This is a genomic window from Pseudomonas orientalis (assembly GCF_001439815.1).
Lineage (GTDB): Bacteria > Pseudomonadota > Gammaproteobacteria > Pseudomonadales > Pseudomonadaceae > Aquipseudomonas > Aquipseudomonas orientalis.
Map to the genome: position 1 here is coordinate 86,979 of NZ_JYLM01000006.1, position 26,210 is coordinate 113,188.

Sequence of the window (26,210 nt, forward strand, 5' to 3'; positions counted from 1 at the left end):
TTGCGGTGCATCAGTTACAGATATCCTGACTGACAGACTGCTATCGGGGGCAAGTCGAATCGTCGCACCGCCCCTCCCACATTTGATCGCATTCAGTCATTTTTATTGGGGAAGCGGCGCAGATCCAGAGTCATTGGCAATTCATCGTTCACCACCACAGCCGGCACAGGGAGCTTGCCCGGACTATGCCCCAAACGGAAAAACCGCGCCATCCGCCGGCTCTCGGCTTCATTGGCATTCACCGGCAAGCTGTCGTAATTGCGCCCGCCCGGATGGGCCACATGGTACTGGCAGCCGCCCAGCGAGCGCGACATCCAGGTGTCCAGCAGGTCGAACACCAGCGGCGCGTGCACTGCGATGGTCGGCTGCAGGCAGTTGGCCGGTTGCCAGGCGCGGTAACGCACCCCGGCGACAAATTCGCCGACGCGGCCGGTCGGCTGCAGCGGCACCGGGATGCCGTTGCAGGTCAGCACGTAACGTTGCGGCGCCAGGCCCCTCAACTTCACTTGCAGGCGCTCCAGGGAAGAGTCCACATAGCGCACCGTACCGCCCACCGCGCCCTCCTCGCCCAGCACATGCCAGGGTTCCAGGGCTTGGCGCAGTTCCAACTCGATACCACTGACGGCATAGTCGCCGACCTTGGGGAAACGAAACTCCAGGTGCGCGGCAAACCATTCGGCGCGCAGCGGATAACCGGCGGCGTTGAGTTCGGCGATCACGTCGGCGAAGTCCTGCTCGATAAAGTGCGGCAACAGGAAGCGATCATGCAGTTCGGTGCCCCAGCGCGCCAACTTCGCCGGCGCGTAAGGTTCACGCCAGAACCGCGCGACCAGCGCCCGCAACAGCAACTGCTGGGTGAGGCTCATGCGCGCATGGGGCGGCATTTCAAAGGCACGCAGCTCCAGCAGGCCCAGACGGCCGGTGGCACCATCGGGGGAATAGAGCTTGTCGATGCAGAACTCGGCGCGATGCGTGTTGCCCGTCACATCGATCAGCAGGTTGCGCAGCAGACGGTCGACCAACCAGGGCGGGCATTCTTCGCCCGGCGCGGGCATTTGCGCAAAGGCGATTTCCAGCTCGTACAGCGCATCGTTGCGCGCTTCATCCACCCGTGGTGCTTGAGAAGTCGGGCCGATAAACAGGCCGGAAAACAGGTAAGACAGCGATGGATGGTTATGCCAGTAGCTGATCAGGCTGCGCAGCAGGTCGGGCCGGCGCAGGAACGGTGAGTCCTTGGGTGTGGCGCCGCCCAGCACGAAATGGTTGCCGCCACCGGTGCCGGTGTGGCGACCGTCGATCATGAACTTTTCGGTGGTCAGGCGGGTTTGCCGCGCCTCTTCGTAGAGGAACTCGGTGCGCTCCACCAACTCGTCCCAGGTGGCGGACGGCTGCACGTTGACCTCAATTACACCGGGGTCCGGCGTCACCCGGAAATTGCTCAGGCGCGTATCCGAAGGAGGCTCGTAGCCTTCCAGCAGCACCGGGCAATGCAGTTCTTCGGCGGTGGCCTCGATGGCCGTCACCAGCTCCAGATAGTCTTCGACGCGCTCCAGCGGCGGCATGAACAGGTACAGGCGCCCTTCCCGCGCTTCGGCGCACAGCGCGGTGCGGGTCAGCCAGTCGGCGGATTCATCGACCTGCGGCACGCGCTCATCGCTCGGAGCAGGCTCGTCATGACTGTGCAGTTGGGCGGGGGTCGGCAGCGCCGCTTGGTCCTGATTCGGGTCGGTGGGGTGCACAAACGGATATTGCGCGGCCGTCACCCACGGCTGTGAGGCCAGCGGCAGTCGATAACCCAACGGAGAGTCGCCCGGCACCAGGCGGCAATGGTTGTCGCGCAGGTACCAGCGCCCGCTCTGCCAGCGATCATTGGCGGCGGTGCGCGCCAGCGGCAGCACCTGGCCGATGACTTTATCCAGGCCCTGGTTGAAGACTTTGCGCAGGCGCTCGCGCTCCAGGTCATCACTCAGGCGCGGGTCCTGAGCGGTGACGTTCTGGGGCAGTGCACCTTCGCGCCACAGGTAGTAGAAGTTGTCTTCAAACGCCGGAAACACGAAACGTGCCGGCAGCTTGAGACTCTCGGCGACACTGGCCAGGAAGCGCCCGGCCATTACGCCATCCGCGCCATAGTCGGTTTGCTCATCGGCGATCAACGCGCTGTTGTGCCAGATCGGCACTCCGTCGCGACGCCAGTAGCAGTTCAGGGACCAACGCGGCAACTGCTCGCCGGGATACCACTTGCCCTGGCCGAAATGCACCAGGCCCTGCGGCGCGTAGTGCCTGCGCAGGCGCTGGAACAGTTCAGCGGACAGGCGGCGCTTGTCCGGGCCCAGGGCGGCGGTATTCCATTCGGCGCCGTCGGGGTCGTCGATCGATACGAACGTCGGTTCGCCGCCCATGGTCAGGCGTACATCGTCCCTGAGCAGGTCGGCATCGATCTGCCGGCCCAGGGCCTGGATCGCCAGCCATTGCTCTTCGGTGTAGGGCCTGGTCACCCGTGGTGCTTCCCAAATGCGCTGCACCGACATCTCGTGGGTGAACTCGCATTCGCACGGCTCAACCAAGCCACTGATCGGCGCAGCTGAAGACGGATCCGGACTGCAGGCCAACGGGATATGGCCTTCACCGGCGAACAAGCCTGAGGTTGCGTCCAGGCCGATCCAGCCGGCGCCGGGCAGATACACTTCGCACCAGGCGTGCAGGTCGGTGAAGTCCACGTCGGTGCCGGAGGGACCATCGAGTGCCTTGACATCGGCGGTGAGCTGGATCAGATAGCCGGAGACAAACCGCGCCGCCAGCCCGAGGTTGCGCAGCAACTGCACCAACAACCAGGCCGAGTCGCGGCAGGAGCCGGAAACGTTTTCCAAAGTGAGTTCCGGGGTTTGCACGCCCGGCTCCATGCGGATCAGGTAACCGATATCGGCGGCCAGGCGCTGATTGAGCCCGACCAGAAAATCCACGGCCGGCAACGGCGTACGGTCGATACCGGCCAGGTAGGCGGCAAACTTCGGCGTCAGCGGCAAGGTTTCAAGGTAAGGCGCCAGCTCGCGCTGCTCATCGGCGGCATAGCTGAACGGGATGTTCTCGGCGTAGGGCTCGAGGAAAAAATCGAACGGGTTGAATACCGCCATCTCGGCGACCAGATCGACCTCAACGCGCAGCTCGTCAGTCTTTTGCGGGAAGACCAGACGCGCCAGGTAATTGCCCTGGGGGTCCTGCTGCCAGTTGATGAAATGCTGCTCGGGCAGCACCTTCAGCGCGTAGGACAATATCCGCGTGCGGCTATGGGGCGTCGGGCGCAAACGCACAATTTGCGGGCCCAGTTCGACAGCACGGTCGTAGCGGTAATGCGTAACGTGGTGCAACGCGACATGAATCGACACGGCGGCCTCCTGCGAGCCAGGGCATGGGCACAACGCGCGCAAGACTTATGCCAGAGCAACAGTCATTGCGCTTTATCGTGGGAACCGCCGCAGTACAGCACTAAAACAGCGCCAACGGTGGCGTCATGGTGCGAGGGCTGCACACATTTGTGGCGAACGCCTGGAGGGAGGTGGTGAATCTACCCAATCAACGGGCTCTACGCTGGGCAACGACGGCCTGTCGCAGGCGCCGTATTTCAAGTAGCCGCTGACGCATTTCGCGGTGGCGCTTGCTGTTGAGCAACAGCAAGCCCAGCAGTGGGAACAACACCGCCGAGCCGTACACCAGGCGATTGAGGTCGTATTGAATCATCGGCAAAACGAACAACAGGCATGCGCCGAGGTATACCGCCACCAGCCTGGCCGCCCAGGGATAGCCACGCGCGATCATCACGTTGCCAAACACCAGCACCACCACCAACAGCAGGATCGCAGCCCCCGAATAGCTGGACTTGAGCGCTGGCTCTACCCCACGCAAATAGGTCACGCCCGCCGTGGAAACTGCGACTGAGCCGGAGAAGATCGCCATGAAAATAGTGCCCATGAACACCGGAAAATAACGGGCGAGAAAACTGCGCATATCGGGGAAGCCGCTCATTCGGTCAAATCCTCGTACAAGCCGATCGCAATGGTGCTGGCCGTACCGACATGCCCGGTTCGATAGCTACCGGCGATGCCCAATAGGCCGCCCAGCGCATCTTTCAACTGGGTCAGCGTGGCGTGGCGGATTTCGGTGGAGCTGTAGCTCTTGGTCAGCTTGCCGGCGCGCTGCTGCAGCTTGAGCAACTTGGGCGTCAGGCTCGGATCGCGCAGGCTGAGCAACTCCTTGGTCAACTTCTTGCGCTCCTGACGGCTCAGGCCCTTGAGCAGCTCATACCAACTCTTACCCAACGCGGCGGCCTTGTTGGCCTTGAGCAGCTTGACCGTGGTCAAGGCCCCCGTGCCGATCCCCACCAGCGAGGCCGCATCGAGGATGGGGGAAACCGCGCCATACCATTCGGCGTCGTCCATGCGGTCGTTCGCATCGGGATCAAGTATTTCGTTATAGGTACGCGCCACGCCAAATCCGCATTGGGCGCTGCTCGCCAGTGCTGCAGTGATGCCGATACCCACCACAAAAGCACTGGCACCGGCTGTGAACGGAACGGCAACGCTGCCGCTGAACACCACGATCCAACCGATCACCGCTGCGCCGCAGGAAAGCCCCATATCAAATGCCTCCTTCTGGAGACGTCCTTCACGGGGATCTGTCTTCACCTGTTCCACAAACTGGGCAGGCGAGATGTACTTCTGCGCCTCGCGCAAAATGATGCGCTTGGGCTTGATACTGCAAATCGGCTTGAATTCGCGCAGGGTGACCACGTTAAGGTCGGCGTCGATATAGACGACGCCAGCGCCGACGATCCCGGGGTCGCCATCGATGGCCGCGAACAGCCGTGGCAGGTTGATCTGACTTTCAATGCGCTGGCGCGCCATGAACTGGGAGCGATTGAAGTCCATGCCGATGCCGGCCAGGGGGTTGCCCATGGGGTGTTCTTCCTTGAAAGGGTGGAGACTGGACTGACGCTATCGGGGGCAAGCCCCCTCCCACATTCGACCGCATTCTCATGCTGGAACTCAGTCAAGTGTGGGAGGGGGCTTGCCCCCGATAGCAATCCGATAGGCGCCACCTTACCAAACAGGCCCGCTACCGACCAGAAAGCAAAACGCCAGCACTGAGGCTGGCGTTTTACATGTCAGGCTGCGATCAACGCGGCACCACCGGCTTGCGCGCAGGCTTGCCGCCCTTGCCCTTGGCCGCATCGGTACGTTCCTTCGCCGCCTGCTTGTTACGCGCCTGAGCCGCCGCCTTGGCTTGCTCACGCTTGTCCCACGGATTGCTGCCGTCACTGCCACGCGGCGGAAGGCCGGTGTGCTGGGTGAGGATTTTGGTGGTGGTTTCCTTGGCGACCTTGTGGCTGCCCACCGGCGTCGAGTTCTTGCGACGCGCGCTCTGGTAGCTGTCGGTGCTCGGCTGGTGCAGCGGGATCAGTTGGTCCTTGCCCGGCCCGATCAGGTCGGCGCGGCCCATGCGGGTCAGCGCTTCACGCAGCATCGGCCAGCCTTTCGGATCGTGGTAGCGCAGGAACGCCTTGTGCAGACGGCGCTGCTCTTCGCTCTTGACGATGGTCACCGCGTCGCTCTTGTAGGTGACTTTGCGCAGCGGGTTCTTGCCCGAGTGGTACATCGCGGTGGCGGTGGCCATCGGCGAGGGATAGAACGCCTGCACCTGGTCGGCACGGAAACCGTTGCCCTTGAGCCACAGGGCCAGGTTCATCATGTCTTCATCGGTGGTGCCGGGGTGGGCGGCGATGAAGTACGGGATCAGGTACTGCTCCTTGCCCGCTTCCTTGGTGTACTTCTCGAACATGCGCTTGAACTTGTCATAGCTGCCGATGCCCGGTTTCATCATCTGGTTGAGCGGACCTTCCTCGGTGTGTTCCGGGGCGATCTTGAGGTAGCCACCGACGTGGTGGGTGACCAGTTCCTTGACGTATTCCGGCGACTCGACGGCGAGGTCGTAGCGCAGGCCGGAGGCGATCAGGATCTTCTTCACGCCCGGCAACGCACGGGCGCTGCGGTACAGCTGGATCAGCGACGAGTGGTCGGTGTTCAGGTTCGGGCAGATGCCAGGGAACACGCACGACGGCTTGCGGCACGCGGATTCGATTTCCGGGCTCTTGCAGGCAATGCGGTACATGTTCGCGGTCGGCCCGCCGAGGTCGGAGATCACCCCGGTAAAGCCCGGCACCTTGTCGCGGATCTCTTCGATCTCGCGAATGATCGATTCTTCGGAACGGTTCTGAATGATGCGGCCTTCGTGCTCGGTGATCGAGCAGAAGGTACAGCCGCCGAAGCAGCCACGCATGATGTTCACCGAGAAACGGATCATGTCGTAGGCCGGGATTTTCTCCTTGCCGTACGCCGGGTGCGGCACGCGGGCGTAAGGCATGCCGAACACATAGTCCATTTCTTCGGTGGTCATCGGAATGGGCGGCGGGTTGAACCACACGTCCACTTCACCGTGCTTCTGCACCAGGGCGCGGGCGTTGCCCGGGTTGGTTTCCAGGTGCAGCACGCGGTTGGCGTGGGCATACAGCACCGCGTCACCGCGAACTTTTTCCACCGAAGGCAGGCGGATCACGGTCTTGTCGCGGGTCATGCGCGGGCTGGCCAAAATCTGTACGACCTTGGCTTCATCCGGGTCATCCACCGGACCTTTCTCTTGCTCGATGGCGCAGGCCTGGGTGTCCTGGGTGTTGACGTACGGGTTGATGATCTTGTCGACCTTGCCCGGACGGTCGATGCGCGTGGAGTCCACTTCGTACCAGCCAGCAGGCGTATCGCGACGAATGAACGCGGTACCGCGCACATCGGTGATGTCTTCGATCTTGTGGCCCCACGACAGGCGCTGGGCGACTTCGACGATGGCCCGCTCGGCGTTGCCGTACAGCAGGATATCGGCGGTGGCGTCGATCAGGATCGAGTTGCGCACGCGGTCCTGCCAGTAGTCGTAGTGAGCAATACGGCGCAGGGAAGCTTCGATACCGCCGAGTACGATCGGCACGTTCTTGTAGGCTTCCTTGCAACGCTGGCTGTACACCAGGCTCGCGCGGTCCGGGCGTTTGCCGGCCATGCCGCCTGGGGTATAGGCGTCATCGGAGCGGATTTTCTTGTCGGCGGTGTAGCGGTTGATCATCGAGTCCATGTTGCCGGCCGCGACGCCGAAGAACAGGTTCGGCTCGCCGAGCTTCATGAAGTCGTCTTTGGACTGCCAGTTTGGCTGCGCAATGATCCCGACGCGAAAGCCCTGGGACTCCAGCAGCCGGCCGATGATCGCCATGCCGAACGACGGATGGTCCACGTAGGCATCACCGGTAACGATGATGATGTCGCACGAATCCCAGCCAAGCTGATCCATCTCCTCCCTGCTCATCGGCAGGAATGGCGCAGGACCGAAACATTCGGCCCAGTACTTGGGATAGTCAAATAACGGCTTGGCTGTTTGCATGACGGTGACCGGTGTTGAGATGAAAAATCGCGGGCGCGGAATATAGCACAAAAAATAACCAATTCCGACGACTGTGGTCGGAAATATGCGTGACGATGCCACTGCCCGTGCTTTTCACCCCGCAGACATATGTACCCCTCCTGGTGAAGCCCCCCGCCCTACCGTTGCCCGATCTTTGACCAGCGCCCGACAGGCCTCAATGCCAGGCGCTCACACCGCGAGCACGGACCATGACCACCTCCTCCATCACGGCCGCCGAGGCTGAACCCTCCCTGTTGCTGACCAGCGAACACTGGTCCGAACAGCAGATCCTCAAGGCCATGCAAGCAAACGTGACCACATTCATGGGCAAACTTCCCCCTGACGAGCAACGGGAATACCTGCGCTTATGCAACGAGCATATCGAGCGCGAGCAGTTCTTGAGCACCGCCCTGAATGATTTCTACAACGAATTGAACCAGCAACTGGTCGATGCGCTGCAAAGCACACTGAAAAGCAAGACAGGCAAACTGATCGACCCGCGCACCACCTACCTCAAAACTCGCGTGCGCCAATTGCCGATTGCCCACGACGACTTGCCGGCCAATGATCGCTTGAGCAACCAGGTGCGCATCTTCAAGGAAGACCTCAGCGTGCGCGAGTACGAACGCTCGATGACTTTGCTGGAGGCCGCGCACCGCAACTTCGGGTTCACCGCGTATTTTTCCACCGAAGAGCAGCGCGCCAGCTTTATCAGCGGCAACGCCCTGAGCGTAAAAGAATTCGTCGCGGTCGTGCGCAGTGTCGATTTCGGCAAGCGGATCGGCGATTACATTGAGAAAGCGTTCAAGAAGCGCCTGTCCAACGCGCTGTTCGGCCTGCAAGGCACCAAGCTGGTGATTGCCTTGCGTGATGCCTATCGCACCCGCGAGCCGTGGAGCATCAATGAGTGGGAGTTCAACAACCTCAAGAACGCGCTGTTCGATGCAAACATCCATTGGGACATGTACCAGCTGGACGCCGGTGGCGACAAAATAGCCATGCCGTTTTTCACCCGGCATTTTGACACCCCGGACGGCGCCTGCGTCTACAGCTACTTCCCGGACCGTCCGGACGGTGCGCTGCGTCGCCACGCCTCCCGTCAAGAGGCGGTGGACGACTTGCAGAAGCAGATTCGCAACGACGTGGGCCTTCAGCGTTTCGGCTGGTTCATGAAGGCGATTTCCTTGAACAACCAGGAAAAGCTCAGGACCTTCATCAAGCCGCTCAAGGTCAACCGCGATGAACTGTACTGGCATGCGCGCATTTTATACGACCTGTTCGCCAGCAAGACGCCCAATCGAGAAAAACTCTCCGTTGAAAAAATCGGCCCGGATACCCGTGCTCTGGCCCACACCCTGCCTGTCCGCCAGTCATGGCCCATTCAAGAAGACCTGATTCGACTGGCGCGCACCAATCAACTTGCAGACCGCGAGGCGGCAGTGGCCTTGCTCACCTACCTGGTCAGCGAAACCTTGTCGATGCTGCTGATCCCCGTGCCTGGTGGGGTAACTGGCATGAGCAAGGTCATGCTGATAGCGATGATGGGCACTCTCGCGTATCAGACCGGCTCGGCCATCTCGGCGTTGCGGCGCGGGCAGCAGGCCGAGCTGGTGCAAGCAGTCGGGGACATTCTGGATCTGCTGGTGGGCCTGCGCTTGCAGGGCGTAGCCAGCAAATTATCGGCCCGACGCACGCGCAAACTGATGGATGCACTGGGTAACCCTCGGTACGGAGTCGCGGCCAACGGCAAGCCCGGTTTGTGGTTCGTCGATGCCGAGCGCCCCATCGACCCGAACTTCCTTGACGGGGTGAAGCAGAATAGCCAGGGCGTGTTTGAGAAAAACACTTACAGCTACGCCAAGCTGGAGATAGACGGTAAAAGCAGGATCGTCGAAGTCAAACTGGACACCGGTTCCGGGCGCTATCGACTGACGGGTGACGCTTCAAGCGTGCTGCCCTATATCACTTTTTTGCCAGCCCGCAACCACTGGGTGCTGGACCCTGTCGATACCCGCACCCTGAGCGACGCCCAGCTGCTGCAGCAGATGGTTTCGCCCAGCCAGTTGTCGCTGACCCCCGCAGCCTGCCAACGTGCACTGGACGTTGCAGGTGTGAATCGTCAAGGCTTGCAGGATATATGGTTCGGGCATCAGCCCGCTCCCGTGTCACTGATCCAGGCCATCGAGCACCAAGGCCGGTATGAATTGCAAACGACACTCAAATCGACTGACGACCCGACCATCAGCCTCCTGCGCCGGCGCTTCCCGGACCTTTCACACGCCAGGGCCGCCGACCTGCTGCAACAGCATCCATCACTGCGCGAGGCCAGCGAATACTCTGCATTGGCCGCGCCCGTTCGCGAAGCCATCCACAAGGGCCTTGAACAAAGCCTGATCACCGAAGCCTTGAGCGCGCTGTCAGCGCCCAACGATCGCGAGCTCACCTCCCAAAGCGAGGCGCTGTTCAGCAACCTGTTGACGCTGCTGCCGGGCTGGCCCGACGACGTTGGCGTGCAGGTCTACCAAGGCGTGACCGATCAGGCAGGCCATATCGTGCGTCGTGGTGAACTGCTGGACACCTATGGCAATGACGACGCCGACAGCTTTGTGATGCTGGTCAAGTCCGGCAACCGCTACGCCGGCTACCGGCCGGACAGTGGGGATCTGCAAATGGCCCCCTCCGCAGAAAACAGCCTGCTCGGCGCCACCTTGCGCACCCTCACTGACGCTCAACGCGCTGATCTGGGCCGCGAAATCCACGACACTCAAGGCTTGGCCAAGGATGTGCTCAAACAGGCTCACGTGCACCGGGAGTACCTGCATGAATTCCTGATTCCCTCGCGGGAATTGCCGCTGTCGAGCCAAAGTCTCAGTGCATTTCGGATAGCGCACAAGCAGTTGCCGAATAATGCCGATGCAGACGGCATCCATGAGATGAGCCAGCGTAAATACGTGAACATTGATGACGGCACCTACCAAGTCATGCTGGATCGTGACGCCTCTTGCGCCACCCGCAAAGTCTGGCGCATCGTCAAGCCGGACGATGCGGTCGCCATGGATGAAGGCAACGTCTATAACGGCAGTCGCGCCGGAGAAAGCCACGCCATCACGCGCAACGCTGCAAATGTGTGGGTAACCGCAGTGGTTGGCGCGCCTGGTGGAATGCGCCAGTCCGGGCATGCCTGGTCGTTCCACCGGCAATTGGCCAACCAGTTATCCGCCGCCGCCCATCGGGTGCTCAGCCCGACCCGCCGTGTGCGCAAGCTATTTCCTTCCTTTACTGCGGAGCAGGTCAGTGCGTTTATTCAGGCGCTGGGGGACGATGTCACGGGCCAGTTGGCGCAGCGGGAAAGCGAATATAGAACCCTCAAAAAAACATTGAAGGCCTGGGCACAGGCGGACGTATCCCAGCCGGCCGGCTGGGCGGATGTGCTTATCGATGAGATCAAGCGTTGCTGGCGGCGCGAGACGGGGACAACCTTTAAAATGCCCCCGGGAAGCTTTGCGCTCCCAGCACTGAAAGCAGATTTCAGCCATGTTCAGGAGCTCGATCTTGTATCGGTCAACTGGTCGGAAGCGGCCGACGCTTTCATCAGCAACTTCCCTAACCTGGAACGGCTGCGCATCACCCGTTCCACGCTCGACAGACTGCCCGCGGCTGTCGGTGAGTTGCACAACCTGACCTCACTGAACTTAAGTTCGAACAAAATCAGGCTGGATGCAAAAAGCGCGGAAACCTTTGCGACCCTCACCCGTCTCGAGCATGTCGACCTGTCGGAAAACCCGCTGGCAATCACCCCTGACTTCAGCGCCATGACCAGGCTGAAAACCCTGGACCTCAGTAACACACAGATCGATCAATGGCCTGCCGGCCTCCAGAGCCAGCCCGCCTTGAGCCATCTCAACCTGCGCAGCAACGAGATACGGGAGATACCCCAGACGCATCTCAAACCGTCGGCCGAGCAGCTTGAAACCATCGCGCGGATCAACAACGTCACACAACTGCAGGGCAACCCGTTCCCCACCCACTACTGGCGCGAATTCGACAGTTACTGGCGGCGCCTGGACAAGGATCGCCCCGACCTGATGGACGAAGCGATTGAAGGCGCGTTCGACAGTGGCAACCCTGGGGTGGACAGGTATCGCCAGCTGTATCCCAGCAAGAACACCAAGCAGGCCCGACAGTTTCTCTGGGGCTTGCCCGAAGGCGCCGTACCGGCGCAATTGGACCGGCTGGAACTGGAGTACAACCAACTGCAATCTCAACTCGACGCCTGGACATTCTCGGGCGGTGGTCGACGCCAGGGCTACATCCGCGCAGGCCAGTTGGCAACCAATGCGCAAACCCGAAACGATCGAGACATAGCCCGGGAACGTATCTTGAGTTGCTGGCGACGGGAAACACCGCAGAAGCTGGCCAATGACGGCACTCCAATCGGCCTGGAGCTTGACCTCAGTGGGCTGAGGCTGCCGAGCCTGCCGGATCTGGACGCAGATTTCAGCCATGTCGGCTCGCTCAAACTGAACAACATGAACCTGAGCGCGTCGCCGGAGGGCTTCCTCACTCGCTACCGGCACCTACGCTGGCTGAACCTGGCAAACAACCAACTGCGCGAGTTGCCCCCGGCGCTGGGTGAAATGCACGGGCTTACTCGTCTTTTTCTACAAAATAACCAAATTCGCTTGAACGCCGACACTGCTCGCATCCTGTCCGAACGAACCACGCTCAGGGCACTATGGATGCAAGGCAATCCACAACTGGGCCTGTCACCCGACTTCAGCCAGATGACCGGTATCCGTTCGATTGATCTGTCCAGTACAGGCATCGATACTTGGCCTGCGGGCTTGCTGGAGCAACCGTTGCTGGACACGGTGAACCTTGACGCCAATCGGATCACCGAAATTCCCGACGCCGTCATTGCCCCCAGCGACGCGCGCCTGGCGCAGTCGGCACAACTGAACGATGTGACCTCCGTCACCGGCAACCCCTTGTCCGACGATACGCTGGAACAGGTCATGAGTTACGCAGAGCGATTGGTTGACGCCGGCGTAACCGTAATCGGACGGCCTAACCGCCTGGTGGTCACGGCTACCAGCAACCGGCGCCCGGCAGCATTCAGAAATCGGGGTGACGAATCCTTCCGGCGGCTGACCCATGACCTGGCCTCAGACCAGGTACGCGCCAGACGAACCCAATGGAATACGTTACGCGAACAGGAAGGCGCCGAACCGTTTTTCGACCTGCTCCGGCGCCTGGACCAACTGGGCACCGGCCAGGCGGATCATCAGCGAAGGGTGTGGGAGGTAATTGACGCCATCACCGAAAACAACGCGGAATCCGAAGCGCTGCGCAAAGAAGTTTTTGAGCGAGCGGGAGAACCTGCGTGCTGTGATCGCGCAGCGTTTTCCTTCGGCAACCTGGAAACCATCGTGCTGGTATACCGGGCGCGCACTCAGGCGCTGGATCAGTCTCAGGGCGCACACTTATCGGCACTGTCGCGTGGCTTGTTCCGACTGCACGAAGTGGACAAGATCGCCGCCGCCGACATCCAGCGCAGCGAAGCGATAGTCAATGACCCTGCCATTGAGCAGGCGCAAAAGCTTCCCCACCGCAGACGCCTTGCCGAAGAGGTCGAAATCAGGCTGGCTTATCGCTACGGCCTCAAAGACCGCCTCCAATTGCCGGGGCAACCTCAACGCACCGCCTTCACCCACATGGCCGAGGTCACACCGGCAATGCTGGATGCCGCCTATGAAAGCGTCGTGGCGCTGGACAATTCGCCCGAAGAATTCCAAGCCCTGGTGTCCCGCGAATTCTGGCAGGTGTACGTGACCAACAAGTACCAGACGCAGTTCGAAGCGCAACGCCAGCCTTTTCAGGAGCGCATTGACGCCCTGCGTGACAGCTTCAACGCTCACCTGCTGTCTGAAGCGGCTTATAAGGAGCAAACCGACAACCAGCAGGCGCTGCTTGCGATTGAGGAGGCCGAGCTTGTTCAAACACTGACAAGGCAAGAGCTGGCCGAATGATCTTGGCCAGCCATTATTCGTCGTCGTCGAAGTTATAACTGCCCGGCGCAAGGTTTTCAAAGCGTGTGTACTTGCCGATGAACGCCAGGCGGATAAACCCGATAGGGCCGTTCCGCTGCTTGCCGATAATGATCTCGGCGATGCCTTTGTGTTCCGTTTCGGGGTGATACACCTCGTCGCGGTACACGAACATGATCACGTCGGCATCCTGCTCGATCGCTCCGGATTCACGCAAGTCGGAGTTCACCGGGCGCTTGTTGGGGCGTTGTTCCAGGGAACGGTTGAGCTGGGACAGCGCCACCACCGGGCAGTTGAATTCCTTGGCCAGGGCCTTGAGGGAGCGGGAGATTTCGGAAATTTCGTTGGTGCGGTTGTCGCCGCTCGAACCCGGGATCTGCATCAACTGCAGGTAGTCGATCATGATCAGCGCAATGTCGCCGTGCTCACGCACCAGACGGCGCGTACGCGCACGCATTTCGGACGGGCTGATACCGGCGGTGTCATCGATGAACAGCTTGCGGTCGTTGAGCAGGTTGACCGCCGAGGTCAGGCGTGGCCAGTCGTCGTCTTCCAATTGGCCGGAACGCACCTTGGTCTGGTCGATACGTCCCAGGGACGAGAGCATACGCATGATCAGCGATTCGCCAGGCATCTCGAGGGAGTACACCAGTACCGCCTTGTCGCTGCGCAGTACGGCGTTTTCCACCAGGTTCATCGCGAAAGTAGTCTTGCCCATCGACGGACGGCCGGCGACGATGATCAGGTCGGACGGCTGCAGGCCGCTGGTCTTCTCGTCAAGGTCGGTATAGCCGGTAGAGATACCGGTAATCGCCGCATCGGTGTTGAACAAGGTGTCGATGCGGTCGATGGCCTTGGTCAGCAGGTCGTTGACGCTGACCGGGCCGCCGGTCTTGGGCCGTGCTTCGGCGATCTGGAAGATCTGGCGCTCGGCTTCGTCGAGGATCTCGGCGGCGGTACGGCCTTCCGGGTTGAAGGCGCTGTCGGCGATTTCAGTGCTGATGCCGATCAACTGGCGCAGGGTGGCGCGCTCGCGGACGATCTGCGCATACGCCTTGATGTTGGCGACGGACGGCGTGTTCTTCGCCAGTTCACCGAGGTAGCCCAGACCGCCGACCTGGGAGGTCTGGCCTTCCTTGTCCAGTTGTTCGGCCAGGGTCACCACGTCGATTGGTGAGTTCTGGTCGGCCAGCTTGGCGATGGCGCGGAAGATCAGGCGGTGGTCATGGCGATAGAAGTCACCGTCCGAGACTTGATCCAGCACGCGTTCCCAGGCGTTGTTGTCCAGCATCAAACCACCGAGCACAGCCTGTTCGGCCTCGATGGAATGCGGCGGCACCTTCAGGGCAGCGGTTTGCAGATCGTATTGCTCAGGAGCGGAGATTTCGTTCATGGCCACTTGAAATTCGGGGTGTGTAAAAAAACAAAAGGCACGACCTGTAAACAGGATCGTGCCCGATGTTAACCGGCTGGCACACGAGGTGCCAGTCAGTTAGGTGCGACTTAAGCTGCTACCACGACAACGCGTACGGTGGCTTCAACTTCGGCGTGCAGGTGCACGGCTACGTCGAATTCGCCTACGTTGCGGATGGTGCCGTTCGGCAGACGAACTTCGCTCTTCTGCACTTCAACGCCGGAGGCGGTCAGTGCATCAGCGATGTCGTGGGTGCCGATCGAACCGAACAGCTTGCCTTCGTCACCGGCGGTGGCAGTGATAGTCACTTCCAGCTCAGCCAGTTGGGCAGCGCGAGTTTCGGCCGACGCTTTTTTGTCTGCTGCGGCTTTTTCCAGCTCAGCGCGACGCTCTTCAAACGCAGCCAGGTTGGCAGCGGTTGCAGCGGTGGCTTTGCCGTATGGCAGCAGGTAGTTACGACCGTAGCCGGCCTTAACGTTCACTTTGTCGCCCAGGTTGCCCAGGTTGGCGACTTTTTCCAGAAGGATCAGTTGCATGTGAAAATCCTCTAACTTTTAACCTTCACCGTTCGCGCTATCGGCATCTTTCGACGCCAGACGTCCGCGAAAATCAATCAGGCCGTCGACAATGGCCAAGACCACGAGTAACGGATAGATCAGCTGCATGAACAGCAACAGCGTGACGTACAACCCCACCAGCCAGAACCTGGCCAGGCGCTTTCGCGCCACCAGCCCATGAATCAGGGCCAGCCCGGCAAACACCAGCGGTACGCTGCAAATCGGCGCCAGCAAGGCCATCTGTGGACCGAAGTTCGGTCCGACAACCATGCACGCCAGCAGCAACATCGCCGGCCCCGCTGGGATTCTGATACTGCGAAACTCGCGACCAAAACCACCCGGGTTGTACAACAACGCCTGCCAATAACGCCCAAGAATCAGGCTCAGCACGCTGACAACCTGCAGCAAAGCCGCAATCAGGCCGGTCAGGACCGGAGCAATCAGTGACGCAAACCGCGCTCGCTCATCTACCGACAACTGCTGGTAGAGATCCCCGAGGGCCAGCGGCAGGATCTTGACGATCTCCTGCGCCAGCGCCTCGATCTGCGGGCGGAAAGCCGCGCCAAGCATCACTGAGTACACCAACCCCACTGCCACGCTGACCAGCAGCGTACGGACCCAGGACTCGCTTGCGCGCAAAACCAACGCAAGGCTCGATGACCCCAGCAGTACCAGAAGTACCCGTGGATCACCCATTTGCAGCCACCAGATCAAGGCCGGCAACAAACCCAGGGCAAGAACGCCAAGGGCGTCCTTCAAACCGCGCCGCAGGAGCACAAGGCAACCTGCGGCAGCACCCAACCAATAAAGCAACGGCAATGCCGCACAGCCAGCCACTACCAGAGTGGCCTGCATACGACCGCGCATGATGAACTCAGCTAAGGCGCGCATGCATTCAATCCCTTACTACTTGTCGACTGCCCGGTCTCAGCGGCCGTGGCTGTCGGTGTAGGCCAGCAGGGCCAGGAAGCGGGCGCGCTTGATAGCGGTGGCCAGCTGACGCTGATAACGTGCTTTGGTACCGGTGATACGGCTTGGAACGATTTTGCCGGTCTCGGATACGTAGGCTTTCAGAGTGTTGAGATCTTTGTAATCGATCTCTTTCACGTCTTCAGCGGTGAAGCGGCAGAATTTACGACGACGGAAGAAACGTGCCATTTGATAGGCTCCTTAAAAGGTCCGTGGATTACTCGTCAGCGTTATCGCTGTTGTCGCTGTCATCACTATCAGCGCTATCAGCGCCTTCGTGCTCAGGACGGTCGCGACGCTCACGGCGCTCACTGCGGTTTTCTTCAGCCTTGAGCATCTCGGATTGGCCGGTAACGGCTTCTTCGCGACGGATGACCAGGTTACGGATCACTGCATCGTTGTAGCGGAAGTTGTCTTCCAGCTCGGCCAGGGCCTTGCCGGTGCATTCAACGTTCAGCATCACGTAGTGAGCCTTGTGAACATTGTTGATTGCGTAGGCCAGTTGACGACGGCCCCAATCTTCCAGACGGTGGATTTTGCCGCCGTCTTCTTCGATCAGCTTGGTGTAACGCTCAACCATGCCGCCGACTTGCTCGCTTTGATCCGGGTGGACCAAAAAGATGATTTCGTAATGACGCATGAATGCTCCTTACGGGTTGTAGCCTGCCGCTCAAAAACGGTCAGACAAGGAGTGAATGACACTTATGGATCTTGCCGCAGGGGAGGCACATGCGTGCCTGCCAGGTGGGCAAGGGGCGCAATTGTAGAGAAGGGGGAGAACGGGCGCAAGGTGATTGGTGATTATTTGAACAATCTCCCAAACACCACAAAAGCAAATGTGTGGCTTGCCTACTGTAGGAGCGAGCTTGCTCGCGAAAAACGCCAATATAATACGCGCATCCTGAATGAACGCGGCGCCTGTGAGTTTTTCGCGAGCAAGCTCGCTCCTACTAGGATTGGGGCAAAACCCACATTTTAATCACTTCTTGGCCTTGGCCTTGGCACCACGCTGACGCCGGGCTTCGAACAGGCATACGCCCGTCGCCACCGATACGTTCAGGCTGCTGACACTGCCGGCCATCGGCAGGTGCACCAGGTAATCGCAATGCTCGCGGGTCAAGCGACGCATGCCCTTGCCTTCGGCGCCCATGATCAGAATGGTCGGGCCGGTGAGGTCCTGGTCGTAGATGCTGACTTCGGCCTCGCCTGCCGTGCCGACAATCCACAGGCCACGCTGCTGAAGCTTCTCCAGGGTGCGCGCCAGGTTGGTCACGGCCACCAGCGGAATCACTTCCGCCGCGCCGCAGGCCACTTTACGCACGACCGGCGTGAGCGTGGCCGACTTGTCTTTGGGCACGATCACCGCCAGCGCGCCGGCCGCATCCGCCGAACGCAGGCAGGCGCCGAGGTTGTGTGGATCGGTCACGCCGTCCAGCACCAGCAGCAACGGCGCGCCTTCGGTGCGGTCGAGCAGCTCGTCGAGCATGGCTTCGCCCCACACCTGGCTCGGGCTGACGTCGGCAACCACGCCCTGGTGAACGCCTTCTACCCACACGTCCATTTCACGGCGCTCGGCCTGGCCGATGGCAACCTTGTTCTGGGTGGCGAGTTCGACCAGCGCCTGCACGCGTGGCTCGCTGCGACCTTCCGCCAGCCACACCTGCTTGACGCGCTTGGGGTGGTGACGCAGCAGTGCTTCTACGGCATGCACGCCGTAGATTTTTTCCAGACTCATGACTTGGCCTTAGGTTTGCGCGACCCGCCGCTTTTCGCAGGGGCCGAACCCGCTTTAGGCGGGCCTTTACGGTGTTTACTCGGTTTGCTCGACGGTTTTTCCGCCCCTTGGGACTTTCCCCCAGACGCCGCTTTACCACCGCTTTTGGCTTCGCTGAGCAACTGCTGCTTCAACTCGCGACTCTTGCGCAGCTCGGCGTTTTTTGCCGCGGCATCGCTTGGGCGGTAGGCCTCAGGGGCCTTGTCCTTGGCCGAAGAACGACGACCGGCCTTGGCAGGTGCTGGCTCGGCAGCCGTCTTCGTGCCGGAAGCCTTGCCTTTGGAAGCCGGCGCTGCGGTTTCGCTGCCACGCTTTTTGCGGCCGGCCGGCTCTGCGGGTTTGTCAGGCATGCCGAAGTCGATCTTGCGCTCGTCCAGGTCGACACGCATGACCTGCACTTCCACGGTATCGCCCAGGCGGAAGCTGCGACCGCTGCGCTCGCCCGCCAGGCGGTGGTGCACAGGATCGAAGTGGTAGTAGTCACCCGGCAAGGCGGTGACGTGCACCAGACCCTCGACGTAAATATCGGTCAGTTCCACGAACAGCCCGAAACCGGTCACGGCGGTGATCACACCCGGGAACGACTCGCCCACGCGATCCTTCATGAACTCGCACTTGAGCCAGTTCACCACGTCGCGGGTGGCTTCGTCGGCGCGGCGCTCGCTCATGGAGCACTGCTCGCCCAATTGCTCAAGGGCCGCTTCGTCGTACGGATAGATCCGCGCCTTCGGAATGGTCATGGCACCGGCGCGCTTGACGTGCGGGGTGTCCTGCCTGGAGTGGATCACGCTGCGGATCGCGCGGTGCGTGAGCAAATCCGGGTAACGACGGATCGGCGAGGTGAAGTGGGTGTACGCCTCGTAATTCAGGCCGAAGTGGCCCTGATTATCGGCGCTGTACACCGCCTGGCTCAACGAGCGCAGCATCACGGTCTGGATCACGTGGTAATCCGGACGGTCCTTGATGCTGGCCAGCAGGGCCTGGTAATCCTTCGGCGACGGGCCATCCTTGCCTTTGTGCAGGGACAGGCCGAGTTCGCCGAGGAACGCACGCAATTTTTCCAGACGCTCCGGCGGCGGACCGTCGTGGACGCGGTACAGCGCAGGAATCTCATGCTTCTTCAGGAATTCAGCAGTGGCCACGTTGGCCGCCAGCATGCATTCCTCGATCAGCTTGTGCGCGTCGTTACGGGTGGTCGGGGTGATGGCGGCAATCTTGCGCTCGGAACCGAAGACAATCCGGGTTTCCTGAGTTTCAAAATCGATCGCTCCACGGGTATGACGGGCACCCAGCAGCACCTTGTACAGCGAGTACAGCTGCTTGAGGTGCGGCACCACGTCGGCGTATTCGCTGCGCAGGGCCTTGGCTTCGCTGGTCTTCGGCGTTTCCAGAATGGTGCTGACCTTGTTGTAGGTCAGGCGCGCCTGGGAGTGGATCACCGCTTCATAGAACTGGTAATCGGTCATTTCGCCGGTTTTCGAGATAGTCATCTCGCACACCATGGCCAAACGGTCGACTTTCGGGTTCAGCGAGCACAGTCCGTTGGACAGTTGCTCGGGCAGCATCGGAATCACGCGCTCAGGGAAGTACACGGAGTTGCCGCGCACCTGGGCTTCGTTATCCAGGGCCGAACCGATCTTCACGTAGCTGGACACGTCGGCAATCGCGACATACAGCTTCCAACCGCCGGAGAACAGGCGCAGCTTGCCCGGCTTGGCTTCACAGTAGACCGCATCGTCGAAGTCGCGGGCATCTTCGCCGTCGATGGTGACGAACGGCAGATGGCGCAGGTCGATGCGTTTTTCTTTGTCTTTGTCTTCGACTTCCGGCTTGAGCTTGGCGGCTTCCTTGAGCACGGCATCCGGCCAGACGTGAGGAATATCGTAGGTGCGTAGCGCCACGTCGATTTCCATGCCCGGCGCCATGTAGTTGCCGACCACTTCAACGATATCGCCCTGGGGCTGGAAGCGCGCAGTCGGCCAGTGGGTGATTTTCACCTCGACGAACTGGCCGACCTTGGCGGCGCCATTGCGGCCCGGGGTGATCAGCACTTCCTGCTGGACCTTCGGGTTATCCGGCACGACAAAGCCGATGCCGCCCTCTTCGAAGTAACGACCGACGATGGACTCGTGGGCACGGGACACCACTTCGACGATCACGCCTTCGCGACGACCACGACGGTCCAGGCCGCAAACACGCGCCAGGGCACGGTCGCCATCGAACACCAGGCGCATCTGCGCGGGGCTCATGAACAGGTCGTCACTGCCGTCATCCGGGATCAGGAAGCCGAAGCCGTCCCGATGGCCGGCGATGCGGCCCAGGATCAGGTCGAGCTTGTCGACCGGCGCGTAAGTGCCGCGGCGGGTATAGATCAACTGAGCATCGCGCTCCATCGCACGCAAACGGCGGCGCAGGGCTTCGAGCTGGTCTTCGGTGGTCAGACCGAACTCTTCAACCAGCTGCTCGCGGCTAGCAGGCGAACCACGATCGGCGAGGTGCGCCAGGATCAGTTCACGGCTAGGAATAGGGTTTTCATATTTTTCCGCTTCACGAGCGGCCTCGGGATCGAGGGACTGCCAATCGGCCATTAGAGAGTTTTCACCTTGTCTATATGCGGGTTAGTTTGGCATACGCGTATTGAAACGGGAAATTTCAGACGTCATCAAGCCTTTTAAAGCCCTTTGCAGCCCCCGGCGCGCACCTTGCCCGACCATTGGCGAAATTTTCCAGGCTTTTTTCATGGCAGGGGTTTACAGCACAAATATCGCTCCGTATAGTGCGCGCCATCGACGACGGCAACGTTGTCAGATAATGCCTAGGTGGTGAAATTGGTAGACACGCCAGCTTCAGGTGCTGGTGATCGCAAGGTCGTGGAAGTTCGAGTCTTCTCCTGGGCACCAAATTCAGATCAAACCCGCGAAAGCGGGTTTTTTCGTTTCAGACCTTTGATTTTTAACGGAAAATTTGATTTATATTTTTCGAATCAGGGGTTTACAGATCAAAACGCCCGCCGTATAGTTCGCCCCATCAACAGCGGCAACGTTGCTTGATAATGCCCAGGTGGTGAAATTGGTAGACACGCCAGCTTCAGGTGCTGGTGATCGCAAGGTCGTGGAAGTTCGAGTCTTCTCCTGGGCACCAAATTCAGATCAAACCCGCGAAAGCGGGTTTTTTCGTTTCCGGGGTTTGAACATTCAGTTCGAAAACTTCACCCGCGATCACCCCTCTGGTCCGCACTTGAGAAGCTTTATCGTTTATCCTTGTAGTGATTTGTTGCACATAAGCGAGGAACACTTCGGATGATGATCCGCGATAACCGACTCAAGACATCCCTTCTGCGTGGCCTGACCCTTACCCTGCTCGGCCTGACTCTGCTCTCCCCCAACGCCTATTGCGCCGACAAGATCTCCCTGACCCTCTACAACGGCCAGCACAAAGAAGTCGGCGATGAACTCGCCAAAGCCTTTGAAGCCAAGACCGGCATTCACGTCAATGTACGCAAAGGCAGCAGCAACCAACTGGCCAGCCAGGTCGTCGAGGAAGGTGACCGCTCCCCCGCCGACGTGATCTATACCGAAGAATCGCCGCCGCTGAACAAACTCGGCGAGCAAGGCTTGCTGGCGAAGATCGATGCCAGCACCCTCGACGTGCTGCCCAAGGATTACGTCGGCAGCAATGGCGACTGGATGGGCGTGACCGCACGCACCCGCGTCGTCGCCTTCAATCCCAAGCTGATCGCCGAAAAGGACCTGCCCAAATCGGTGCTGGATTTCGCCGGCCCCGAATGGCAAGGCAAGGTTGGCTTCGTGCCCACCAGCGGCGCATTCCAGGAACAGGCGGTAGCGATCATCAAGCTGCACGGGCGTGAAGCCGCTGAAGAATGGCTGACCGGCCTGCGCGCCTTCGGCAAGGTGTACAGCAATAATATGGTTGCGCTCAAAGCCGTGGAAAACGGTGAAGTGGCCACCGTGCTGGTGAACAACTATTACTGGTTTGCCTTGAAGAAAGAAAAAACCAACCTCGACTCCCAATTGCACTATTTCACCGACGGCGATGCCGGCGGCCTGATTACAGTGTCTTCGGCGGCCGCGCTGAAAACCAGCAAACACCCCAAGGAAGCCCAGCAACTGCTGGCATTCATGGCCAGTGAAGAAGGCCAGCGCGTGATCACCAACACCTCGGCCGAATACCCGTTGCGCAAGGGCATGGAGTCCAACCGCGGCCTCAAGCCTTTCAGCGAACTGCAACCGCCGAAAGTCACCCCGGCCGACCTGGGCAATGCCGAAGAAGCCCTGGAACTGGAACGTGACGTTGGCCTGAACTGATGAACCCAACGCCCAGCGCCGCAGGTTTTCGCCCCCGGCGCAAACGCCCCTCAATCTGGCTGCTGTTGCCGGTGCTGCTCCTGGTTGGCCTGAGCCTGTTGCCACTGGTGTATGTGGGGCTCAAGGCCTGGCAGGCCGGCTGGGCACAGGCGGTGCATCTGCTGTGGCGGCCTTATGTCTTCGGGCTGCTGCGCAATACCCTGTCGCTGATGGTCGGGGTGACGGTCGTGTGCGGCGTGGTCGGCCTGTCCCTGGCCTGGTTGCTGGAACGCAGCAACCTGCCGGGGCGACGCATCTGGGGCGTGATCCTGTGCCTGCCGTTTGCGGTGCCGGCGTTTGTCAGCAGTTTCACCTGGGTGTCGCTGAGCGCACAGTTCGAAGGCCTCGGCGGCGCGATCCTGGTAATGAGCCTGTCCAAGTATCCGCTGGTATTTCTGCCGGTGGCTGCCACGTTGCGCAACCTTGATCCCGCCCTGGAAGAATCGGCGCGTACCCTGGGGCTGAATCGCTGGGGCGTGTTCCGGCGCGTCACCCTGCCGCTGCTGTGGCCGTCACTGGTGGCGGGAGCACTGCTGATTGCATTGCACATGCTGGTGGAGTTCGGCGCCTTGTCGATCATCGGCCTGCAGACCTTCACCACGGCGATCTACCAGCAATTCGAACTGGAGTTCAGCAACGCCAACGCCGCGATGCTCTCGGCGGTGCTGCTGGCGATGTGCCTGAGCTTGTTGTGGCTGGAGCTGCGCGTGCGCGGCAAGGGCCGCCATGTGCGGATCGGCCAGGGCGCGGCGCGACATGCCGAACAGGTGAAGCTGGGCAAATGGGCGCCGCTGGGGCAACTGTATTGCCTGGCGCTGGCGATCATTGGCAGCGGCATTCCCCTGGGGATGCTTGGCTATTGGCTGGCCGTGGGTTCATCGGCGGCGTTTCCGGTCGCCGCGATCAGTGAAGCGTTGTTATCGTCCCTGGCGCTTTCCCTGGGTGGCGCAGCGTTGTGCCTGGCCCTGGCGGTGCCGGTCGGCTTGCTGGTGGTGCGCTACAAAGGTCAACTGGCGATCTGGGCTGAACGCCTGCCGTACCTGCTGCACGCCCTGCCGGGCCTGGTGATTGCACTGACCCTGGTGTATTTCGCACTGCATTACGTGCCGGCGCTGTATCAGACGTTGGCCCTGTTGCTGATCGCCTATGCGCTGTTGTTCTTGCCCCTGGCCCAGGCACCGATTCGCACCGCCCTGAACAAGGCCGCGCCGCAGCTGGAAGAGGCGGCGCGCACACTCGGCGCATCGTCGTTCAGTGCGTTTTGCCGGGTGACGCTGCCGATTATTTTCCCGGCATTGGGGGCGGCGTTTGCACTGGTGTTTCTGGATGCGATGAAGGAGCTGACGGCCACCTTGCTGTTGAGCCCTACGGGGTTGAATACCTTGGCGACGGCTGTGTGGGCACATACCTCGAATGTGGAGTTTGCGGCGGCGGCGCCGTATGCGGCGTTGTTGATTCTGGTGTCGGGGTTGCCGGTGTATTTGCTTACGACGCGGATGTATCTGAGTCGCTGAGATCGCTATCGGGGGCAAGCCCCCTCCCACATTTGAAGTGTTCACAATTCAAGTGTGGGAGGGGGCTTGCCCCCGATGAGGCCGGACCAGACAACCCTAAGCCCGAAACTGCCCCAGACTCGCCTTCAACTGCGCCGCCAACCCATCCAGCACCTTGCCACTGGCCGTCGTCTCCACCACCGCCTGCGCCGCACGCTCAGCCTGGGCATGAATCACCTCGACCCGGCCACGCACCGCATGCGCACCCTGAGCCTGATGCTCGGCCGCGCGCGTCGCCAGGCCGATCGCCGCATGCACCTGCTCCACCGAAGCCTGCACCGTCTGCTGCAAGCGCACGCTGTCGCGCAGCACCCGTAACCCTTCGTCAGCCTGGCGCCCGGCCTTGCCGATGGTTTCAACCGCCTCACGGGCGCCTTGCTGCAACGCCACGATATGCGCCTGAATGTCTCCGGTGGAGCTTTGGGTCTTGCTCGCCAGCGCACGCACCTCGTCCGCGACCACTGCAAAGCCACGCCCGGTTTCGCCGGCACGGGCCGCCTCGATGGCCGCATTGAGCGCCAGCAGGTTGGTTTGCTCGGCGATGCCGTGAATCACCGTCAGTACCACTTCAATCTGCTCGCTTTGCTGCGCCAACCGCTCGATAACCTGGGAGCCGGCCTGCACTTGGCCCGCCAACGCCTCGATCAGGCCGCCCACTTCGGTGGAAGTGCGCGAGTTCTCATCCGTGGCCTGGCGAATATCCACCACCTGCTGCAAAGCCGCCTGCATCGCGTGGCTTTCGGCCTGGGCCTCGTCGGCCATTTGCTCAAGCGCACGCAAGCTCTCGGCCACTTCATCGCGCTGCAAGCCTGCCGCGGCATCGGCTCCGGCATTGCGCAGGGTCATCGCGCCGATCTCTACGCCGGTACGCTGGGCCACGTCACCTGCTTCACGCACGATGGGCTGCAACTTATCCACAAAGCGATTGACCGCCGAAGCCATGTCGCCAATTTCGTCCTTGCTGCTGATCTGCACGCGCTTGGTGAGGTCGCCCTCGCCCGCCGCCAGGTCATCCATGGCGGCAATCAACAGCTTCAAGCGGTTGACTACGCGGCGGCCGAGCACGATGGCGATCAGCAGCAATACGCCAAGACCGACCAGCGCCAGACCCATGCCGATGCGCCAACGCAAGGTGCCGGCAGCCTCCTGAACCGCACTGGTGGTGTTGGCGGTCATCTGGGTGGCCGTGGCTTGCGCCGATTGCAGGCGCGCGCCCATGGCGGCAGCGCTGTCGGCCGCTGCGCCTTTGAGGCTGTCGCCGACCAGTTGATCACCGCTGGCGATCAGTGCGGCGAAGCGGGTGTCCAGTGCTTGCAGATCGGCCTCGACCGACGCGGTCGATACGCCCATGCGGACTTTGCCGATCTCAACGCCGTTGGGGCTGATCGAGGCTTCGACGTAATACACCGAAGGATCAGTCTTGGCCGCGTCCAGTACTTTATCCAGGGCACGCTCCCCTGCGCCCTTGGCCAGCAAGGCCTGGTTGATCGGGTTTTCACGGTTCAGGTAACGGGTCAAATGCTCACCTGCCGCGTCGTCATACACCACGAACAACACGTTGGGATTGCGCTGCGCGCGCCGGGCAAACTCCGATAACGTCGGCACATCACTGTCCCACATGGCACGCGGCGCCACCGAAGCCAGCAACTGCGCCATGTCATTGGCGGAGTCCTGCAGGTCTTTTTCCAGGGTCGCGCGCAATTGCTTCTGCTCTTGCTGAAGACGCGTGGAAAGCCCTGCGGTCAGACGCTGGCGAGTGCTGGTGGATAGACTGTCCAGACTGGAGGTGACTTCCTTGCCGGCCTGGGCCAATTCGCCGGACAGCTTCTGACTATCGATGCCCAGGCGTCTACCCAAATCGGCCTCCAGGGCGGTGACCGTGCTCCGCGTCAGCGCGACGGCCACCAACACTTGCACCAAAAGAGCGATACCTAGGGTAACGAACACCGGCCGCAGGAGTCGGCTTTGTAACAACGAGAGAACGGCAGACACTGGGAATCCCTCCACCACGGGTGCCATTAATTTGATAGCACCTCGA

The 26,210-nt window shown here is 60.9% G+C and carries 14 protein-coding genes, 2 tRNA genes and 2 pseudogenes; 5 read left to right on the top strand and 13 right to left on the bottom strand.

Going from position 1 to position 26,210, the window contains the following annotated elements; genetic code table 11:
• Window positions 1–92 precede the first annotated feature (92 nt).
• From TU82_RS16175 to TU82_RS16190, 4 genes are all read right to left on the bottom strand, one after another.
• Window positions 93–3,383, bottom strand: coding sequence for a transglutaminase family protein (locus TU82_RS16175; RefSeq protein WP_057724244.1), 3,291 nt, complete (start codon window positions 3,381–3,383; stop codon window positions 93–95).
• Window positions 3,384–3,570: 187 nt separating this feature from the next.
• Window positions 3,571–4,020: a hypothetical protein gene (locus tag TU82_RS16180; protein ID WP_057724246.1), complete on the bottom strand. Its 450-nt coding sequence runs from the start codon at window positions 4,018–4,020 to the stop codon at window positions 3,571–3,573.
• The gene (gene ssp4 / locus TU82_RS16185; RefSeq protein WP_057724248.1) at window positions 4,017–4,949 is read right to left on the bottom strand and encodes an Ssp4 family T6SS effector; all 933 of its coding nucleotides are present in this window, start codon (window positions 4,947–4,949) and stop codon (window positions 4,017–4,019) included. Before ssp4 ends, TU82_RS16180 begins: the two co-directional genes overlap by 4 nt.
• Before the next feature lie 220 nt (window positions 4,950–5,169).
• Window positions 5,170–7,473 carry a YgiQ family radical SAM protein gene (locus TU82_RS16190; protein ID WP_057724250.1) on the bottom strand — a complete coding sequence of 768 codons (2,304 nt, stop codon included), beginning with the start codon at window positions 7,471–7,473 and terminating at the stop codon, window positions 5,170–5,172.
• 230 nt (window positions 7,474–7,703) lie between these two features.
• Between TU82_RS16190 and TU82_RS16195 the strand changes: the two genes are divergently transcribed.
• Window positions 7,704–13,523 (top strand): NEL-type E3 ubiquitin ligase domain-containing protein, encoded by a 5,820-nt coding sequence (locus TU82_RS16195; RefSeq protein WP_057724252.1) that lies wholly within the window; start codon window positions 7,704–7,706, stop codon window positions 13,521–13,523.
• Window positions 13,524–13,536: 13 nt separating this feature from the next.
• Here TU82_RS16195 and dnaB read toward each other — a convergent pair whose 3' ends face one another.
• The 7 genes from dnaB to rnr all read right to left on the bottom strand — a co-directional run bounded on the left by dnaB (window position 13,537) and on the right by rnr (window position 20,843).
• Complete coding sequence (dnaB, locus tag TU82_RS16200) at window positions 13,537–14,934, bottom strand: replicative DNA helicase (RefSeq protein ID WP_003188079.1); 1,398 nt, start codon at window positions 14,932–14,934, stop codon at window positions 13,537–13,539.
• 110 nt (window positions 14,935–15,044) lie between these two features.
• Window positions 15,045–15,491, bottom strand: coding sequence for a 50S ribosomal protein L9 (gene rplI, locus TU82_RS16205; RefSeq protein WP_003171376.1), 447 nt, complete (start codon window positions 15,489–15,491; stop codon window positions 15,045–15,047).
• Between the two features lie 18 nt (window positions 15,492–15,509).
• Window positions 15,510–16,403, bottom strand: coding sequence for a YybS family protein (locus tag TU82_RS16210; RefSeq protein WP_057724254.1), 894 nt, complete (start codon window positions 16,401–16,403; stop codon window positions 15,510–15,512).
• 36 nt (window positions 16,404–16,439) lie between these two features.
• Window positions 16,440–16,670 (bottom strand): 30S ribosomal protein S18, encoded by a 231-nt coding sequence (rpsR, locus tag TU82_RS16215; protein WP_002551829.1) that lies wholly within the window; start codon window positions 16,668–16,670, stop codon window positions 16,440–16,442.
• A gap of 28 nt (window positions 16,671–16,698) precedes the next feature.
• Complete coding sequence (gene rpsF / locus TU82_RS16220; protein ID WP_003236224.1) at window positions 16,699–17,121, bottom strand: 30S ribosomal protein S6; 423 nt, start codon at window positions 17,119–17,121, stop codon at window positions 16,699–16,701.
• 339 nt (window positions 17,122–17,460) lie between these two features.
• Entirely contained in the window at window positions 17,461–18,216 is a 756-nt protein-coding gene (gene rlmB / locus TU82_RS16225; RefSeq protein ID WP_057724256.1) for a 23S rRNA (guanosine(2251)-2'-O)-methyltransferase RlmB, read from the bottom strand.
• Window positions 18,213–20,843 carry a ribonuclease R gene (gene rnr, locus TU82_RS16230; protein ID WP_057724258.1) on the bottom strand — a complete coding sequence of 877 codons (2,631 nt, stop codon included), beginning with the start codon at window positions 20,841–20,843 and terminating at the stop codon, window positions 18,213–18,215. Before rnr ends, rlmB begins: the two co-directional genes overlap by 4 nt.
• A 225-nt stretch (window positions 20,844–21,068) precedes the next feature.
• On the opposite strand from rnr, the gene TU82_RS16235 reads away from it, so the two are divergent.
• The 4 genes from TU82_RS16235 (at window position 21,069) to TU82_RS16250 (ending at window position 24,133) form a co-directional block, all read left to right on the top strand.
• Window positions 21,069–21,155 (top strand) — tRNA-Leu (locus TU82_RS16235).
• Between the two features lie 154 nt (window positions 21,156–21,309).
• Window positions 21,310–21,396 (top strand) — tRNA-Leu (locus TU82_RS16240).
• Between the two features lie 158 nt (window positions 21,397–21,554).
• Window positions 21,555–22,580 (top strand): iron ABC transporter substrate-binding protein, encoded by a 1,026-nt coding sequence (locus TU82_RS16245; protein WP_057724260.1) that lies wholly within the window; start codon window positions 21,555–21,557, stop codon window positions 22,578–22,580.
• On the top strand, window positions 22,580–24,133 hold the full coding sequence (locus tag TU82_RS16250; RefSeq protein WP_057724262.1) for an ABC transporter permease: 1,554 nt from the start codon (window positions 22,580–22,582) through the stop codon (window positions 24,131–24,133). Before TU82_RS16245 ends, TU82_RS16250 begins: the two co-directional genes overlap by 1 nt.
• Before the next feature lie 96 nt (window positions 24,134–24,229).
• Here TU82_RS16250 and TU82_RS29595 read toward each other — a convergent pair.
• A pseudogene (locus TU82_RS29595) lies at window positions 24,230–24,745 on the bottom strand (methyl-accepting chemotaxis protein); the annotation flags it as partial.
• A 390-nt stretch (window positions 24,746–25,135) separates the two neighbouring features.
• Window positions 25,136–26,191: pseudogene (locus tag TU82_RS29600) on the bottom strand (methyl-accepting chemotaxis protein); the annotation flags it as partial.
• Between the last annotated feature and the right edge of the window lie 19 nt (window positions 26,192–26,210).